Here is a 15048-nt window from a genome sequence, read left to right as displayed (position 1 = left end):
TCAGCCCTCGGCCATCCGGAACGCCATCCGCAGCAGGCCCTGCTGCTGGGCCACCGGGCTCTCGACGGGGACCGGGGTCGGCCGGTCCTCGGCGATCAGCGCGTCGAGGTGCAGGATGCGGCTGTGCAGGCGCCGGGCGCGCACGATCAGCTGCTGGAGGCGCATCGGCAGCAGGTTGAAATCCTGCTGCTTCGGCGGCTCCGCCGTGCCGAGCTTGACCCGGTGCTTCTCCTGAAGGGCCTCCGCCGGGGTCATCTCGCCTTCAGCGACCGCGCGCTGCACCAAGAGCCACGAGGCGATCTGCATCAGCAGCGTGGTCAGGCGCATGCTCTCGGCCGCGTAGCTGAGGGTCGCGTCGCGGGAGACCAGGCGCGACTCGTCGCGGCCTTCGCCGTCGAGATAGGCGGCGGTCTCCTCGACCAGGGTCATCCCGTCACGGAACAGCGCCTTGAAGGCGTCCGAGTTGACGTAGGACCTGCCGAAATCGATCCAGTCCTGATCGTCCCGAAACGTGACATCGAAGCCGTTCATCTGCCTCTCCTGTGCCGTCCGACGGCCCGGCTCGTTCCGATCCGGGACGCTCCGTCCTTGGCTTTCGGACGACACCGCAATCCTAGCGCCGATTGCCCCGAACAGCAGGGTTCATGTTTTTTTAACCTTAACCTGCCGTCCGGTGCCTGGAGAAGGGTTGGGAGAAGGGTTTCGGGTCCGACGGCGGAGAACGCCTCAGAACGCGGCCCGGATCCCTCCGAAGACGCTGCGGCCGCTGCCGGGATAGAACGCCGCCAGCGCGCCCGCTCCGCCGGCCGTCGCGGCGGCGTTGGCGACCACGGCGATGTCCGAGACGTAGCGGGCATTCGTGAGATTGCGGGCATCCACGAACAGGGCGACGCCGTCGGCGAAATCGATGCCGGCCTCGACGCCGAGCAGGGCGTAGCCCGGCACCCGCAGGGTGTTGGCGTGATCCGCGAAGGCGCCCTGCGGGACCCAGTCGAGCGACGGCGCGACGTGGAAGCCGCTCGGGTGCCGGTAGCTCAGGACCGTCCGCAGCACGTCCGCCGGGATCCCGGCGATGCGGTTGTTGCCGAAGACCGGGTCGCCGACGAACCGGAAGTCGTTGTGGGTCCAGATCTGGGTCAGGCTGAACCCGTCGCCGGTCCCGGCGAGATCGCGGACGAGGTCCAGGGTGACGGCCGCCTCGACGCCCTGGTGGACGGAGCGGGGCGTGTTGAAGGTGGCGGCCGGAATGTTGAGGCCGGGATTGGTCGCGAAGTTGATCAGCTCGTCGCGCAGGTCCGACCGATAGAGCGTCACGTCGAAGGCGAGGCGGCCGAAGCGCCCGCGGGCGCCGGCCTCGTAGGTCCAGGCGCGCTGCGCCCGCAGGGGTACGAAGGTGGTGCTCAGGAGGTTCTGCTGAACGAGATCGGAGAAATCCGGCACGTCCCGGGACCGGACGACGTCGCCGAAGACCTGGATGTCGGGCCGCGGCTGCCACAGCAGGCCGACCTTCGGGTTGAGCCCCTCGTAGGTCACATCGGCGAAGCGCGGCCTCGGGTTGCCCGGCAGGCCGCCCTTGTCGCTGAAGGTCCGGTTCGACGAGAACGCCTTCGCGCCGGTCATCAGCGCCACGTCCGGCAGGAACCAGAAGCGGTTCTCGCCATAGGCCTCGACGCTCGACGCGCTTTGGAGGGAATTCAGCGTCTGCGCCCCCCGCTGTCCGCGGACATTGACGAATTGCAGCGCGGAGTTCTGGCCCGCGAAGGCGCGCAGCCCGAGGACGACGTCGTCGCGGAAGCCGCCGAGATCGAAGGTCCCGGCCCAGTGCGGGCTGATCCCGTAGGTCCAGCCATCCTGGTCGATCGCCTGGAAGATCGGATGGTACAGGCTCTTGTGGATCGCCCAGGTGTCGACGTCGAGCTTGCCCACGTCGAGGAGGAACGAGGTGCGGTTCGCGATGCGCTCCGTCTCGACCTTGCGGGACTGGTTGCCCGTGATGGCGGCGGGATTGGCCAGCGTGGGCGTCGTGAGGCTCTGGCCGAGGGTCAGGGTGCCCGGGAGCTTCTGGTCGGTGAGATAGGTGCCGAGATAGAAGCGGGTCTCGATGTCGGGGGCGATCCGGTAGCCGATATTGACGTTGAAGTTCTTCGTGGCCTGCGCCTCGTGGGCACGGAACCCGTCGGAATTGGTCAGCGTCGCGTTGACCAGCACGTCGAGCGGCCCGTCGATGCGGGACATCTGGGCCTGCTCGCGGATCGTGCCGAAGCTGCCGCCATCGACCCGCAGGATGTTGGGCGCCAGCGCCGTGTAGGCCGTGGGCGTCACGACGTTGACGGCGCCGCCCATGGTCGTTGCCCCGAAGGTGAGGGCGTTGCCACCCTTGTAGACCTCCACCGAGCGCAGGGCGAGCGGATCGACCTGATAGAAGTCGCCGCTCCCGTCCGCGAGGTTGAGCGGGATCCCATCCTGCAGCAGCTCGATGCCGCGCAGGTGAAAGGCGCGGGCGATGCCGGAGCCGCGGACCGACAGGCGCAGCTCCTGCCCGTAGCGCTCCTGCACGTAGACGCCCGGCACGTCCTTGAGCACGTCGCGAAGCGTGTTGGCGTAGCGGTCCTGGAGCGTCGCGGCGTCGACGAAGGCCACGGATCCGACGGTTCCCGCGAGGGCGGCCCGCTGGCGGTCGACGCTCGGCACCGAGAGCGAGCCGCGGGTCTCGCCCGACGACGCGTCCGCCGCAGCGGCGCCGACGACGCTGAGTTCGGACAAGGTGACCGAGGCGGCTGATGACTGAGGTTGCGCTGCGGCCGGCGTCGCGCAGGCGGAGAGCAGGAGCGCGGCGCATCGGCCGGCCCGGAACAGGCGGGGCATGGGGCAGAATCCGTGTCTGATGATCGGGGGCGGGCGGCGATCGGTCAGACGACGGGTGGGGCGCGGGCTCCGAGACCGGCACGTGGCGGCGCCCGCGGGAAAGCGACGCGCTGCGGCCGCGGGCCGGCGGCCGCAACCGGACGGGCGAGTGGGACGGCCGTCACGGTCGAGGGCGCGGGGAGGGTGGCTGGCCCCGCCGCGTGACAGGCGACGCAGCAATCCCCGTGGTGATGAGCCGGCAACTGCTTGCCGGCCGGTGCCCGATCTGTTTGGCCGCCATCGGCGAGGCACAGGATATGGTCCGGTCCCGCATTGGCCGAGGCGATGCCGCCGAGGATGCCCTGCAGCGCCAGGGCGTAGAGGGCGAGGAACGCCACGACCCGAGCGCATGCACGGACCGACCGTGCGGGAACGTCCCGACGATCCGCGCGGCCGCGCAGGCTGGGCGCCGTGGCGGCCCGGCCTCGTGGGTTCTCCCTTCTCACGTCGGTCGCCCGGCGGCCGATGCTCCCTGTCGGGCGGCTAGTGCTGGTGCTGATGCTGGCCGCTCGGCGCGCCCGCGCCGATCGGGGCCACCGTGAAGGTCACCGGCACGGCGCCCGCCCGCTGGAAGGTGAGCGTCCCCGCGACGGTCTCGCCGGCCTTCGGCGCGCCGGTGAGACCTTCGAACATCAGGTGGTAGCCGCCGGGCTTGAGCTCCACGGTCTCGCCGGGCTTGATCGTCAGGCCGTCCGAGACCGGGGCCATCTTCATGACGCCGCCCTCCATCGACATGGAGTGGATGTCGCTGCTCTTGGCAAAGGGCACCGTCGCGCCCGTGAGCGTGTCGGGCGTGCTCCCGGTATTGGTGATGCGCACGTACCCGCCCGCGACCTTGGCGCCGTTCGGCGTGGCGCGCAGCCACGGCGTCTCGATCGTCAGGTCCCCGGCCTTCACGGTCGAGCCGGCGGCGGGCGTCGCCGCGGCCGGTGCGCCGCCGGCCTGAGCCACCTGGACGATCCGGAAGGACGGTGCCGCCGCCTTCAGGTCATGGGCGTCCTGGCCGGCCTTGGGGATCTCCGACCAGGAATAGCCGCCCTCCGAGCAATCCTGCTGAACCGGGACGTAGACGGTCGCGCCGGGCTCGAACGTGCCGGCCACCTGCGCCAGGAACGTGAACTCGTCGACTTGGTCGTCCGGCAGGGAGCCGCCGCTCCAGGTGATCGCCGTCACGCCCTCAGAGGCCGTGCCGTGATGGGTCGCGTAGGTCTTGGCGTAGGGGCCGCGCGTCGTGGCGAGGGTCCAGCCGGGCTTCGGCATCGGCTTGGCGCCGACGAGGCCCTCCGGGATGCTGACGCTCACGCGGGTGGTCGGCTTGCCGTTGCAGCCGTGCATGATCTGGACGACGCCGCGATAGGCGGCGCCGGGGGCGGCCTGCTTGCGTTCCAGCACTGCGTGAGCCTGCGCCGCGGAGGCGAGCAGCCCGAGGCCGAGGGCGGCCGATACAAGGGTTTTCATGGGAATACATCCGTCCTGAGGGATCCGAGAGGTGGTGATCGCTCAGGCGGTCGGCGGCCCCCGGGGAGAGGCAATTGTGCCGGGCGGGGCACGGGCGCCGATGCTGCCGGTGAGGGGCCAGGCCGGATGAAGATCCGCGGCCGCGGCCCACCGGAGTGCGGTCACGGCCGGTCGCGGCGGAAGCGCCGGCCCGGTGGCCTGGGCCGCCGTGCAGCAATCGCCATGGCTGTGGGGAACGGGCGCTCCTGGTAGGGCCGCCGCGTCGGAATGCTGCGCGCAGAGGCCGTCGGTCGTCGCCGGCCACGGCATCAGGCCGCCGAGGAAGGCCTGGAGCAGCAGGGCGTAGAGCGCCAGCACGGCGATCACGGCCCGCAGGGCCGGCCCGACACGTCGATCCGAAAGGGCCTCGCCCGAATCCATGCTGCTCCCGCGCACCGTCCGAACCGGACCGCTATGGCATCCCTGCCACACCGGGCCGCCTTAGGCTGTTGCCAGGGTGCCGCACCGGGACGCTGCGTGCGCTGGCGCACGGCGATGCCACATTCCGGCCCCTTCGATAGGGAGTCTTAACGCCATCCCGACACCGTGGCGCACGAGACAATCCGCTCCCGTCACGATCTGACGAACCCCGGACCAGAGCCAGCGACCGATGCGCAAGAAGGCACAAAACCGGTTCACCGCAATCCTGAGCGTCGCCGCTTTCGGCGCGCTGGGCTTCGGCGCCGCCCAAGCCCGCGATCAGGGCAACTATGCCCAGGCCGAATGGGCACAGGACTACGCTTCACCCGCCGGCATGCAGGTGCAGCGCGAGACGGTTCCGATCCTCTCGCCGCAGACCGTGACGTCCACCGAGCAGATGGTGGAGCGCTACAAGGACATCGTCGCCCGCGGCGGCTGGCGTCAGGTTTCCGGCGCCGACCATCTGCGGGTCGGCTCGCGCGGCCCGGCCGTGGCGGCCATCCGCCAGCGCCTGATCGTCACCGGCGACCTCGATCCGGCCGCCGGTGGCTCGGGCGTGTACGATTCGTACGTCGCCGCAGGCGTGAAGCGGTTCCAGGCCCGTCACGGCCTCAGCCAGACCGGCGCGATGACGATGGCCACCCAGCAGGCCATGAACGTCCCGGCCGAGGTGCGCCTCCGCCAGCTCGAGATCAACGTCGTGCGCCTGCGCTCCTACTCGGGCGATCTCGGCCGGCGCTTCGTGATCACCAACATCCCGGCCGCGCTCGTCGAGACGGTCGAGAACGGTCAGGTCGTGACGCTCCACGCCGCAGGCGTCGGCAAGATCGACCGCCAGTCGCCGATCATGAACACCAAGGCGACGCAGATCAATTTCAACCCGACCTGGACGGTCCCGGCTTCCATCGTGAAGAAGGACCTGATCCCGAAGATGCAGAAGGATCCGAACTACCTCACGGACAACAAGATCCGGATCCTGTCGAACGGCTCCGAGATCTCGCCGAAGTCGGTGAACTGGTTCTCGGATGAGGGCACCCGCTACACCTACCGGCAGGATTCGGGCGCCGACTTCAACTCGATGGGCATCGTCCGCATCAACATCCCGAACCCCTACGGCGTGTTCATGCACGACACGAACACCAAGGGCGTGTTCGGCGACGACTTCCGCTTCATCTCCTCGGGCTGCGTGCGCGTGCAGAACGTGCGCGAGTACATCACGTGGCTGCTGAAGGACACGCCCGGCTGGGACCGCCAGAAGGTCGAGGAGGCGATCGAGAGCGGCAAGCGCGTCGACGCCAACATCGCCCAGCCGGTGCCGGTCTACTGGACCTACATCACCGCCTGGTCGACCCCGGACGGCATCGTCCAGTTCCGCGACGACATCTACAAGCGCGACGGCGTGAACGTCCCCTCGACCATCGGCGCACCGACCCCGGTCGCCAGCGCCGAGCCGATGCCGCAGACCTTCGAGCCCGGCGACGAAGAGTAGTCGTTCCGCGGGCGCCGGCCGCCTCCGGCGGCGCCCGCCCATCGAACCCGATCCGAGGCCCGCACCTCCGCCGAGGCGCGGGCCTCGTGCGTTCGGGGCCGCTTCTGTCATCCGGAAGTCAAACGCGTCTGCTTGGCCGCGGAGGCTGCGTCCCGGAGCCGGTTGCCGGCCTCCCGCGAGACGCCGCGCCGCGAAGCCGTGCAGGAGCTATCCATGTCGCGCGATACTCAACCCGGAGGCCTGACCCGCCGGAGCACCATGGCGGGCGCCGCCGCCCTGGGCCTCGTCGCGGGCCGGGCTGGCGCGCAGGAGGCCGACGAGGCCACCGGGATCGTCTCCGCGCGCGGTGCGGCCGGCGGGGACCCGGCCCCGTTGCCGGGTGTGCTGGTGTCCAACGGTCGCGAGGTCGTGCGCACGGACGATCAGGGCCGCTACCGCTTGCCGATGTCGGGCGACGGGGCGGTCTTCGTGATCAAGCCGCCGGGCTACGCCCTGCCGCGCGACGCCGACAACGTGCCGCGCCATTCCTACATCCACCAGCCCGGGGGCACGCCCGCAGAGCTGGGCCTGCGCTATCGCGGGCTCGCGCCCACCGGGCCGCTCCCGGTCTCGATCGACTTCACCCTGACCCGCGTGGACGAGACGACGGACTTCGACGTCGTGCTGTTCACCGATCCCCAGCCCGAGAGCCGGTTCGAACTCGACCATGTGCGGGACACGGCGGTCGCCCGCGCCATGGCGATCCCGGCGGCCTTCGGCCTGACCACCGGCGACGTGCTGTTCGACGACCTGTCGCTCTACGGGCGGTCCAACCGCATCGTCGGGCGGATCGGTCTGCCCTGGTACAATCTGCCGGGCAATCACGACCTCAACATGCAGGCGCCGGACGCGCGCTACAGCCGCGAGACGTGGAAGCGGGTGTTCGGCGCGCCGACCTACGCGTTCCGGCACGGCCGGGCGTGGTTCGTGATGCTCGACAACGTCGAGTGGCTCGGGCCGCCCGTGCCGGTGGGCGCCAACACCTATCGAGGCCGGATCGGCGAACGCAGCCTCACCTTCCTGCGCAACCTCCTGGCCGAGATCCCCCGGGACGACCTGATCGTGCTGGCCATGCACATCCCGCTGCACACCGACACCGCGCCGGACGATCCGCGCAACACCACCACCGACCGCGCCGCGCTCCTCGAGCTGCTCGCCGGCCGCAAGGTTCTGAGCCTCGCCGGCCATACCCACACGACCGAGCACCATTACCTCGCCGACGGGCACCACCATCACGTGCTGACCGCCGTCTCGGGCTCGTGGTGGAGCGGTCCCGACGCCCGCACAGGCATCCCCTCCGCCGACAGCCGCGACGGCACGCCGAACGGGTTCCACGTCCTGTCGATCCGCGGCGCCGATTACACGTCGCGCTACGTCGCCGCGCAGGGTCAGCCGGACGAGACCATGCGGATCCTGTTCGAAAGCGAGTTGCGGGCCGGCGCGCCGGAGGTGGTGCGCTGGACCCGGCCCGTGCAGGGCCTCCGGCCGCCGGTGCCGCAGGACGCGCTCCCCGACACGACCCTGGTGGTGAACGTGTTCGACGGCGGCCCGCGTACGCACCTCGCGTTCCGGATCGGCGAGGCGCCGGCCCGACCGATGGCGCGCATCCGCCGCCTCGACCCGTTCGTCACCGAGCTCTACGAGCGCTACCCGGAGACCAAGAAAAGCTGGGTGAAGGCGACGCCCTCGACCCACATCTGGACGGCGCGGCTTCCGGACGATCTCGCCCCGGGGGCCCACCGGGTGACCGTGGAGGGGACGGACGAGTACGGCCGCCCGATCCGCGGCTGCACGGTGCTGGAAGTCACCGGCGAGCGCAGCCGCGGCTGAATCCGGGCGCCGCGTGCTTGGCGGCGCCCGCGCGGGTCACGCCGCCAACTGGCGGGCGCCGTGGCCGCCCTCCTGGATCTCCTCGATGACCTTCGCGCAGAAGGCGTCGAGGTCGCCCGGGTTGCGGCTGGTGACGATGCCGTGATCGGTCACGACTTCCTTGTCGTGCCAGCGGCCGCCGGCATTGATCACGTCGGTCCGGATCGAGCTGAACGAGGTCAGATCGCGGCCCTTGGCCGCGCCGGTCTCGATCAGCAGCCACGGGGCGTGGCAGATCGCGGCTACGACCTTGCCGGATGTGAGGAAGCTCCTGATCACGTCGAGCGCCCGGGGCTCCAGCCGGAGCTTGTCCGGGTTGATCTGACCACCCGGCAGGACCAGGGCGTCATAGGATGCGGGATCGACCTGCTCCAGATCGGTATCGACCGCGACCTCCTTGCCCCAGTCGGTCTTGTCCCAGCCGCGGATCGTACCCTTGCTCTGGCGCGATTGCGGGGCGGCGACGGTCACGGTGGCGCCGGCCTGGGCCAGCTTGGCCTGCGGGACGGTCAATTCGCTCTCCTCGAAGCCGTCGGTGGCGAGGATCAGGATCTTGGCTTGGCGGATGTCGGGCATGGCGGGTGTCCTCTTTGGGGATCTGCCCGGCTAACGGAGGGTCTTTCGCCCTGTTCCTGCGGCTCTCGGCCGCCCGGCCGCGTCCGAAACCGGATGTCGGTGCGGTCAACGGAACTCCCGCGAGGGCGACCCGTTGGTCACCACCCCAACCGCCAGGAGTCGCGTCATGGCCAATCCCGGTCTTCCCGAGCCCACGCCCGGCGACCTGCCGCCGCCCCCGCCGGCGCCCGATGAGGAGCCCGATATCGGTCCGACCGGTCCGCGCACGCCTTATCCGGTGAACGATCCGGGGATCGGAGAGCCCGGCGGCCCGGGCTCCGAACCCGACGTCTTCCCGGGCACGCCGACCGATCCCGGCACCCGCATGTGAAAAGCTGTCAGTGACCGCCGTGCGAGGTTCGCACGTCGCGCGGCGCGCTGAGGATTTCGGAGAGGCTCGTCACCACGTGGCGGGCCTCTTCGTCCGTGAGGCGAAGCTGGAAGGGCGGTAGTGCGCCGGCCTGGAGGGCGACCACGGCCTGGCCTTCGTCATCGGTGCCGATCTCGATCGCGGACGACGTCACGTCGAGCATGGCGACCTCTTCGTCGCCCATCTCGTCGGCCATGTCGGGCTCGTCCGTATCGTCGATCGCCGTCAGAAGTTGCCCGACGGCGCGCACCAGCGCCCGGGCGGCGCGGGCATCCATCACCACTGCCGTCGCCTGATCGTCCTTCTGGAAGGACAGCTGGATGTTCGCACCGTCCAGCGAGACCGAGATGCCTGCCATGTATCGTCCAGAGCCACGCGCCTTAACTGCTTGAGCGCATTCCGTATATGCATCGTGAACGCCCGGAATCACAGGGGGCGGGGCCTCTCGGCCGCCTCCCGATCCCGGCCTGCGACGCAGATGATACGCCGCTCATGCCTTGTTGCGGCCGCAGCCTGCGCTTAAATACGTCCTCGGGGGGCTTTTCCACCGAGGCTGACGCTGCTCAAGGTTCAGCGACTCGCGCCCCGCCGCACTGGCCAAATCCAGAAAGACCGTGGTGCATTACGCGGCCCTCGTGCCGCGCGGATGGCCTATGGACGAACGAGGTACACTACGTGAATACCGGCACTGTAAAGTGGTTCAATGAGACCAAGGGCTACGGTTTCATCCAGCCCGACGATGGCGGCAAGGACGTGTTCGTCCACATCTCGGCAGTCGAGCGCGCCGGGATGCGCAACCTGATCGAAGGCCAGCGGATCACTTACGAGATCCTCACGGACAAGCGCAGCGGCAAGGACGCCGCCGGCAACCTGCAGGCGGCCTGACCGTCGCAGGATTTGAAGGCGCCTCACGCGGCTTTCCTTGCGCCAGCCGGTACAGGTGAAAGGCGCGCATGACGCGCGAAGCGGCCGCCCGAAGCGGTTCCCCCTTCCGACGCTGCCATTCCGGGCAAGATCGCCCGGTCCGGGTCGCGTCGGAGGCAATATCCCAGAAACGACGCCGGACGGAGCCAACGTTCGGTCCAGAGAAGAAAAGACACAGATGTTGTTCGAGTTTACACGGCGCCGCGGCGTCCGTTCCCCCGTGACCGATGCGCCGACCTTCCGGGTGGGCAAGCTGGCCCGGGCCAAGACCGCGGAGCAGACCGGGGTCGATGTCAGCGACCTGATCGACCGATCCTACAATTACCATTCCCCGCGCGAGCTGCATTGGCATCTCGCCGAGCGCCTCGGGCTCGCGCCCGGCGCGGTGAAGCTTCGCGAGGCGGCGGCGGCCTGAGAGGCCGGACCGCCGGTCTGCGCAGGGCCTCGTCCTCAGACGTCCCAGGCGGACAGGACGGGGTCGCGTAGGCCGACCGGTGCCGCGAGCAGCTCGCCGTGCACCGGGTCGGGGCGGTTGTAGAGCGTCGCCGCCCCCCCGAAATCGCAGACCACGCCGCCTGCCTCGCGCAGGACGAGGTCGGCCGCGGCAAGGTCCCAATCGCGGGCATTGCCGGAAATCATCCCGATATCGACCGTTCCGTCCGCCACGCGGGCGAGCCGCAGGGCGAGGGAGGGGATCCGCGCGATCACCTCAAAATCCGGTTCCGTACCGGCGCCGCGGGTCAGACGGTCGAGCATCGGCTTCGGGCCGGTGATGCGGGCGCCCGTCAGGTGCTGCCGTGCATCGACGCGGATCGGTTCACCGTTCCGCGTCGCGCCGCGACCGCGCACCGCCTCGTAATTGGCGTTGCCCACCGGCGCGTGCACGAACCCGATCAGCGGTTCGCCGCCCGACAGGAGCGCAACCGCGATCGACCAATCCGGATGGCCCGACAGGAAGGCCCGCGTCCCGTCGATCGGATCGACGATCCAGACGAGGTCGTGGCCGAGGCGGGCCGGGTCGTCGGCCGTCTCCTCCGACAGCCACGCGGCGCGCGGCACGAGGGCGCTCAGGCGAACCTTCAGGAAGGCATCCACCGCGACGTCCGCCTCGGTCACCGGCGAGCCGCCGGCCTTGGACCAGATGCGGGCCGAAGTCTGACCGCCGAGCCTGAAAAACGGCCGCGCGATGTCGGCCGCCTCGCGCATCACGGCGCGCAGCTCCGGCATGAGGGCGGATACGGCATCGTCGGTGAGAGAGTCGGGCATCGCGCTCCGCGTGGAATTCGTGCGGCCCGCGAGGGCCTTGCTGTCCCGTCCGTCCGGTGACGCGGACGTCCGGGCCCGCCTGGGCTCACCCGCTCGGGCTGAGAAGACCCGGCACGGAGGATCGCGCGCCCGGTCGCTCCGTTGTACGGCGCCTCCCGCAGCGCCACAAGGATGCTGGTTGATCGTTCGATAACGACCGGTCTGGGCAAGGAAATGTTGAGCATTCAAGGAAGCATTGAGCATTCCGCAAATGACAGCGCTGTCCAGATTCGCTTAACGACGGCTCTTAAGCGGTGCGGAGGAGTTCGGGTGCGATTTTGCTTGGCATAACGGACGGCCCGACAGGGACCGCCACTTGCTCCAGGGACTCGGACTGATGAACACTTCCCCGGCCACGGACAAAAGCCACGCAGGACACCCGATGCACGGTGCCGACGCCGCGCCCCGTTTCGTCGCTTCGCCGCTTCCGGTGATCGGTCGCGCCGTGGGTGCGCGCCGCGCCGTCGGGATCGCGCTCGCCTATGCCACCGAGGATGCGGAGATCACCGGGGCCGACCGGTTCAGCCTGATCCTGGTGGATGCCGAAGGCGACGTGCTCCAGCGCCTCGGCAGCTTCGAGGAGGACGACGTCGTCGCCGTGTGGCGCGACATCGCGGCGCGGGCCGGACTGACGCGGATGATCGTCCGCGAGGATGGCCTCCTGGTCCCGGTCTCGCAGCAGATCGGCCGGCTGATTCTCGGCCAGGTCCGGATCCGCCGCCGTCATGCAGGCCTCGGCCGCCGCCGCCCGCGGTTCCTGGCCCGCCGCAAGACCGGCCGGCTGCCGGCGCGTCCGCAGATCTTCCGCGGCGAGAACGAGATCATCGCCCGCACCTGAGGGCGCCGACCGCTCTTAGACGAGATTGCGCAGCACGAGGTCGGCGGTGAGGCCGACGAACAGAAGCAGCCCGGCATTCCGGTTCGACCGGAACAGCGCCAGAGCCCCGCGCCCATCGCGTTCCCGCAGCGACAGGACCTGCCAGGCGAGGTGCCCGGCGAAGGCCGCGACGCCCAGATACCCGACGAATCCCGCACCGGCCCCGCGCGCCGCCAGCATCACGAAGGCAGCCGCCAGCGCGTAGCAGAGCCCGACGGCGAGACGCACATGCCGGCCGAACAGGCGCGCCGACGAGCGGATCCCCGCGATCTCGTCGTCCTCGATATCCTGCACCGCGTAGATCGTGTCGTATCCGATGATCCAGCACAGGGCGCCCGCGTAAAGCAGCAGCGCCGGCGGATCGAGGCGGGCGAACACGGCGGCCCAGCCCATCAGCGCTCCCCAGGCGAAGGCCAGGCCCAGAACCGCCTGCGGCATCGGCATGACCCGTTTCATGAACGGGTAGATCGCCACCGGCAGCAGCGAGCAGAGGCCGATGATCACCGCCTCGGCGTTGAACTGCAGCAGGACGGCCAGCCCGATCAGGGCCTGGATCACCAGGAAAAGGGCTGCATGGCGCGGACGGACCTGACCGGAGGGCAGGGGGCGCAGGCGCGTGCGCTCGACCTGCGCGTCGAGGTCTCGGTCGGCGATGTCGTTGTAGGTCGAGCCCGCCCCGCGCATCGCCACCGCGCCGATCAGGAACAGGAGGCAGTGCCAGGGATCGGGAAAGGCCTGATCCGCGGCGATCGCCGCCAGGGCGGCCGACCACCAGCAGGGCAGGAGGAGGAGCCACCAGCCGATCGGCCGATCGATCCGGGCGAGGCGCAGGTATGGACGCCAGGAACGGGGCGCCAGCCGGTCGACCCAGTGACCGGAGACGGCATCGGCTGGCCGCCCGTCGTCAAGCGCCGTCCCGTTCATCGGTCGGATCTCCGGTCGTGCCACACGTGCGTCCCCCATCGCTGCAGAGGGGGGACCCGCGCCGGATCCGTGATCCTCTCAGACGATCTTACAGAGCGCCCTGCGGCAGCTTGAAGCTGCCGGTCAAGCCCGGTCCGCCGAGCAGGCCGCCGCCACCGCCGCCGGCCTGGGCCTGGGCCTGTGCGCGGGCCTGCGCCTCCATCTTGGTCGCCTGAGCGGCGACGCTGCAGATCTTGGTGCGGATGCCGCTGACCTTCACGTGGTCGGCCTTGAAGCCTTCCGCGAAGGAATCCGGGATCGAGCACCATTCCTTGTTGGCGGCGATCCACTTGATGCCCTCGGTGCCGTTGGCCTGGAGCTTCCCGAACAGGGCGCAGGCCTCCTGCGGGGTCATCTTCTTCTTAGACTGCGACGCCGCATTCGCGCGGCCGACCAGTGCCTTGCGCTCGGCCAGGGTCTTCTGGATGGCGCCGCATTCCGGTGCCGCGCTCTGCGCGAACGCGGCGGTACCGAACACGACGGTGCCGACCAGCACCGCCGCCCCCAGCTTCAGACTCCCCTTCGCCATTCCGAGACTCCCTCGACGCCCCTGCCGAATCCGCGAGCGGCCGGCTTTCTTCCGTTCCCCTGGGTTCGCCATAGGATTGTGGCGTCAATCGAGCGGCAAACCGGCTGCGCCATGCACCGGTGGACTGGCTGCCGAAAACCGGGGCTCGTAACCATTCGGCAACACTTTCGGGCGCGCGCCCTACGTTGACAGGCTCGCCGCCCCGCGCGACCACGCCGCCATGCCGGCCTATGACTTCACCGCCCCGCGCCTTCACGTCGCGGCCGATCTCGCCGCGGGCGTGATTCTCCCCCTCGATCGCGCCCAGGCCAACTACCTGCTCAACGTGCTGCGCCGGGGGCCGGACGATCCGGTCCTGGTCTTCAATGGACGCGACGGCGAGTGGCGCGCGCATCTGGTCCAGACCGGGCGCAAGGGCGCCGACCTCCACGTCGCCGCGCGGACGCGCCCCCAGACGAAGCCGGCCGACCTGCATTATCTCTTCGCCCCGCTGAAGAGCGCGCGCCTGGACTACCTCGCGCAGAAGGCGGTCGAGATGGGCGCCGGGACGATCCGCCCGGTCAACACCCGGTACACGCAGGGCGACCGAATCAACATGGACCGGTTGCGGGCCAATGCCGTCGAGGCGGCCGAGCAATGCGGCATCCTGACGATTCCCGATTGTCCCGACCCCGAGCGTCTCGCCCCGGCCCTGGCGGGGCTCGCCGCCGAGCGGCTCCTGGTGTTCTGCGACGAGGACGCGCCGGTGCGCGATCCCGTGCAGGCGCTGCGGGCGGCCGGCGATCCGCAGGATCCCCCACCGCTCGCCGTGCTGGTCGGTCCGGAAGGCGGCTTCTCGGAGGAGGAGCGTGCGCTGATCCGGGCGCGGCCGAACACCGTCGCGCTCTCCCTGGGACCGCGCATCCTGCGGGCCGACACGGCCGCGGTCGCCGTGCTGGCCCTGGTACAGGCGGTCCTCGGCGACGCGCGTTGAAGGCGGCCCGGCCCGATCCATGTGTGCCCGCGCACATGAAGGCGTCAGCCCGGACGATTGTTTCCCCGGATCGGACGTGAAGCGGCGCGCCGGCCGAGGCCGCCGCGTTGTGGGTTCCCGGCGGCTCGATTATGTCCCGGAACGGACGCCGCCTGCGCCGCGGGCTCATCGGGGTCGGGGGCGGGTGTCCGCCCGGAGCCCGCTCGCGAGAGCGGGTCGATACCGGGTGGATCCGCCGAAGCAGTTCGGCGCGCCCGTTCCAACGCATAAGTCA

Annotated in this window: 17 protein-coding genes; 7 read left to right on the top strand and 10 right to left on the bottom strand. The window is 70.1% G+C overall.

Annotated features, from left to right (window positions below):
• From ABC766_RS12580 to ABC766_RS12560, 5 genes are all read right to left on the bottom strand, one after another.
• Window positions 1-531 (bottom strand): DUF1465 family protein, encoded by a 531-nt coding sequence (locus tag ABC766_RS12580; protein ID WP_043353077.1) that lies wholly within the window; start codon window positions 529-531, stop codon window positions 1-3.
• Window positions 532-726: 195 nt separating this feature from the next.
• Window positions 727-2865 (bottom strand): TonB-dependent receptor, encoded by a 2139-nt coding sequence (locus tag ABC766_RS12575; protein WP_342143618.1) that lies wholly within the window; start codon window positions 2863-2865, stop codon window positions 727-729.
• Between the two features lie 44 nt (window positions 2866-2909).
• On the bottom strand, window positions 2910-3242 hold the full coding sequence (locus tag ABC766_RS12570; RefSeq protein WP_342143616.1) for a DUF2946 family protein: 333 nt from the start codon (window positions 3240-3242) through the stop codon (window positions 2910-2912).
• A 145-nt stretch (window positions 3243-3387) separates the two neighbouring features.
• Window positions 3388-4362: a DUF1775 domain-containing protein gene (locus tag ABC766_RS12565; protein WP_043760313.1), complete on the bottom strand. Its 975-nt coding sequence runs from the start codon at window positions 4360-4362 to the stop codon at window positions 3388-3390.
• A gap of 42 nt (window positions 4363-4404) precedes the next feature.
• Window positions 4405-4782 (bottom strand): hypothetical protein, encoded by a 378-nt coding sequence (locus tag ABC766_RS12560; RefSeq protein ID WP_342143613.1) that lies wholly within the window; start codon window positions 4780-4782, stop codon window positions 4405-4407.
• A 229-nt stretch (window positions 4783-5011) separates the two neighbouring features.
• Between ABC766_RS12560 and ABC766_RS12555 the strand changes: the two genes are divergently transcribed.
• Both ABC766_RS12555 and ABC766_RS12550 read left to right on the top strand, forming a co-directional pair.
• On the top strand, window positions 5012-6310 hold the full coding sequence (locus ABC766_RS12555) for a L,D-transpeptidase family protein (RefSeq protein ID WP_043760317.1): 1299 nt from the start codon (window positions 5012-5014) through the stop codon (window positions 6308-6310).
• A gap of 213 nt (window positions 6311-6523) precedes the next feature.
• Window positions 6524-8179 carry a calcineurin-like phosphoesterase family protein gene (locus ABC766_RS12550; protein WP_342143611.1) on the top strand — a complete coding sequence of 552 codons (1656 nt, stop codon included), beginning with the start codon at window positions 6524-6526 and terminating at the stop codon, window positions 8177-8179.
• A gap of 36 nt (window positions 8180-8215) precedes the next feature.
• Here ABC766_RS12550 and ABC766_RS12545 read toward each other — a convergent pair whose 3' ends face one another.
• A complete protein-coding gene (locus tag ABC766_RS12545; RefSeq protein WP_043382680.1) occupies window positions 8216-8794 on the bottom strand; it encodes a type 1 glutamine amidotransferase domain-containing protein in 579 nt (192 codons plus the stop codon).
• Between the two features lie 166 nt (window positions 8795-8960).
• On the opposite strand from ABC766_RS12545, the gene ABC766_RS12540 reads away from it, so the two are divergent.
• Window positions 8961-9164 (top strand): hypothetical protein, encoded by a 204-nt coding sequence (locus ABC766_RS12540; protein WP_043353093.1) that lies wholly within the window; start codon window positions 8961-8963, stop codon window positions 9162-9164.
• A gap of 7 nt (window positions 9165-9171) precedes the next feature.
• Here ABC766_RS12540 and ABC766_RS12535 read toward each other — a convergent pair whose 3' ends face one another.
• On the bottom strand, window positions 9172-9561 hold the full coding sequence (locus ABC766_RS12535) for a hypothetical protein (RefSeq protein WP_043353095.1): 390 nt from the start codon (window positions 9559-9561) through the stop codon (window positions 9172-9174).
• Between the two features lie 317 nt (window positions 9562-9878).
• Here ABC766_RS12535 and ABC766_RS12530 point away from each other — a divergent pair, with 317 nt between their 5' ends.
• Window positions 9879-10088 carry a cold-shock protein gene (locus tag ABC766_RS12530; RefSeq protein ID WP_010682786.1) on the top strand — a complete coding sequence of 70 codons (210 nt, stop codon included), beginning with the start codon at window positions 9879-9881 and terminating at the stop codon, window positions 10086-10088.
• A gap of 217 nt (window positions 10089-10305) precedes the next feature.
• On the top strand, window positions 10306-10542 hold the full coding sequence (locus ABC766_RS12525; protein WP_043353097.1) for a hypothetical protein: 237 nt from the start codon (window positions 10306-10308) through the stop codon (window positions 10540-10542).
• Between the two features lie 35 nt (window positions 10543-10577).
• Here ABC766_RS12525 and ABC766_RS12520 read toward each other — a convergent pair whose 3' ends face one another.
• Window positions 10578-11393, bottom strand: a complete 816-nt coding sequence (locus ABC766_RS12520; protein ID WP_345822368.1) for a 3'(2'),5'-bisphosphate nucleotidase CysQ — start codon at window positions 11391-11393, stop codon at window positions 10578-10580.
• 421 nt (window positions 11394-11814) lie between these two features.
• Between ABC766_RS12520 and ABC766_RS12515 the strand changes: the two genes are divergently transcribed.
• Window positions 11815-12270 carry a DUF6101 family protein gene (locus ABC766_RS12515; protein WP_342143607.1) on the top strand — a complete coding sequence of 152 codons (456 nt, stop codon included), beginning with the start codon at window positions 11815-11817 and terminating at the stop codon, window positions 12268-12270.
• A gap of 15 nt (window positions 12271-12285) precedes the next feature.
• Here ABC766_RS12515 and ubiA read toward each other — a convergent pair whose 3' ends face one another.
• Both ubiA and ABC766_RS12505 read right to left on the bottom strand, forming a co-directional pair.
• The gene (ubiA, locus tag ABC766_RS12510) at window positions 12286-13233 is read right to left on the bottom strand and encodes a 4-hydroxybenzoate octaprenyltransferase (RefSeq protein ID WP_342143606.1); all 948 of its coding nucleotides are present in this window, start codon (window positions 13231-13233) and stop codon (window positions 12286-12288) included.
• Window positions 13234-13321: 88 nt separating this feature from the next.
• A complete protein-coding gene (locus tag ABC766_RS12505; protein WP_043353104.1) occupies window positions 13322-13801 on the bottom strand; it encodes a hypothetical protein in 480 nt (159 codons plus the stop codon).
• A gap of 220 nt (window positions 13802-14021) precedes the next feature.
• Between ABC766_RS12505 and ABC766_RS12500 the strand changes: the two genes are divergently transcribed.
• Window positions 14022-14774 carry a 16S rRNA (uracil(1498)-N(3))-methyltransferase gene (locus ABC766_RS12500; RefSeq protein ID WP_342143604.1) on the top strand — a complete coding sequence of 251 codons (753 nt, stop codon included), beginning with the start codon at window positions 14022-14024 and terminating at the stop codon, window positions 14772-14774.
• Window positions 14775-15048: the final 274 nt, after the last annotated feature.

The organism is Methylobacterium fujisawaense, assembly GCF_039619325.1.
Taxonomy (GTDB): domain Bacteria; phylum Pseudomonadota; class Alphaproteobacteria; order Rhizobiales; family Beijerinckiaceae; genus Methylobacterium; species Methylobacterium fujisawaense.
This window is presented reverse-complemented; position numbering and strand designations above follow the sequence as displayed.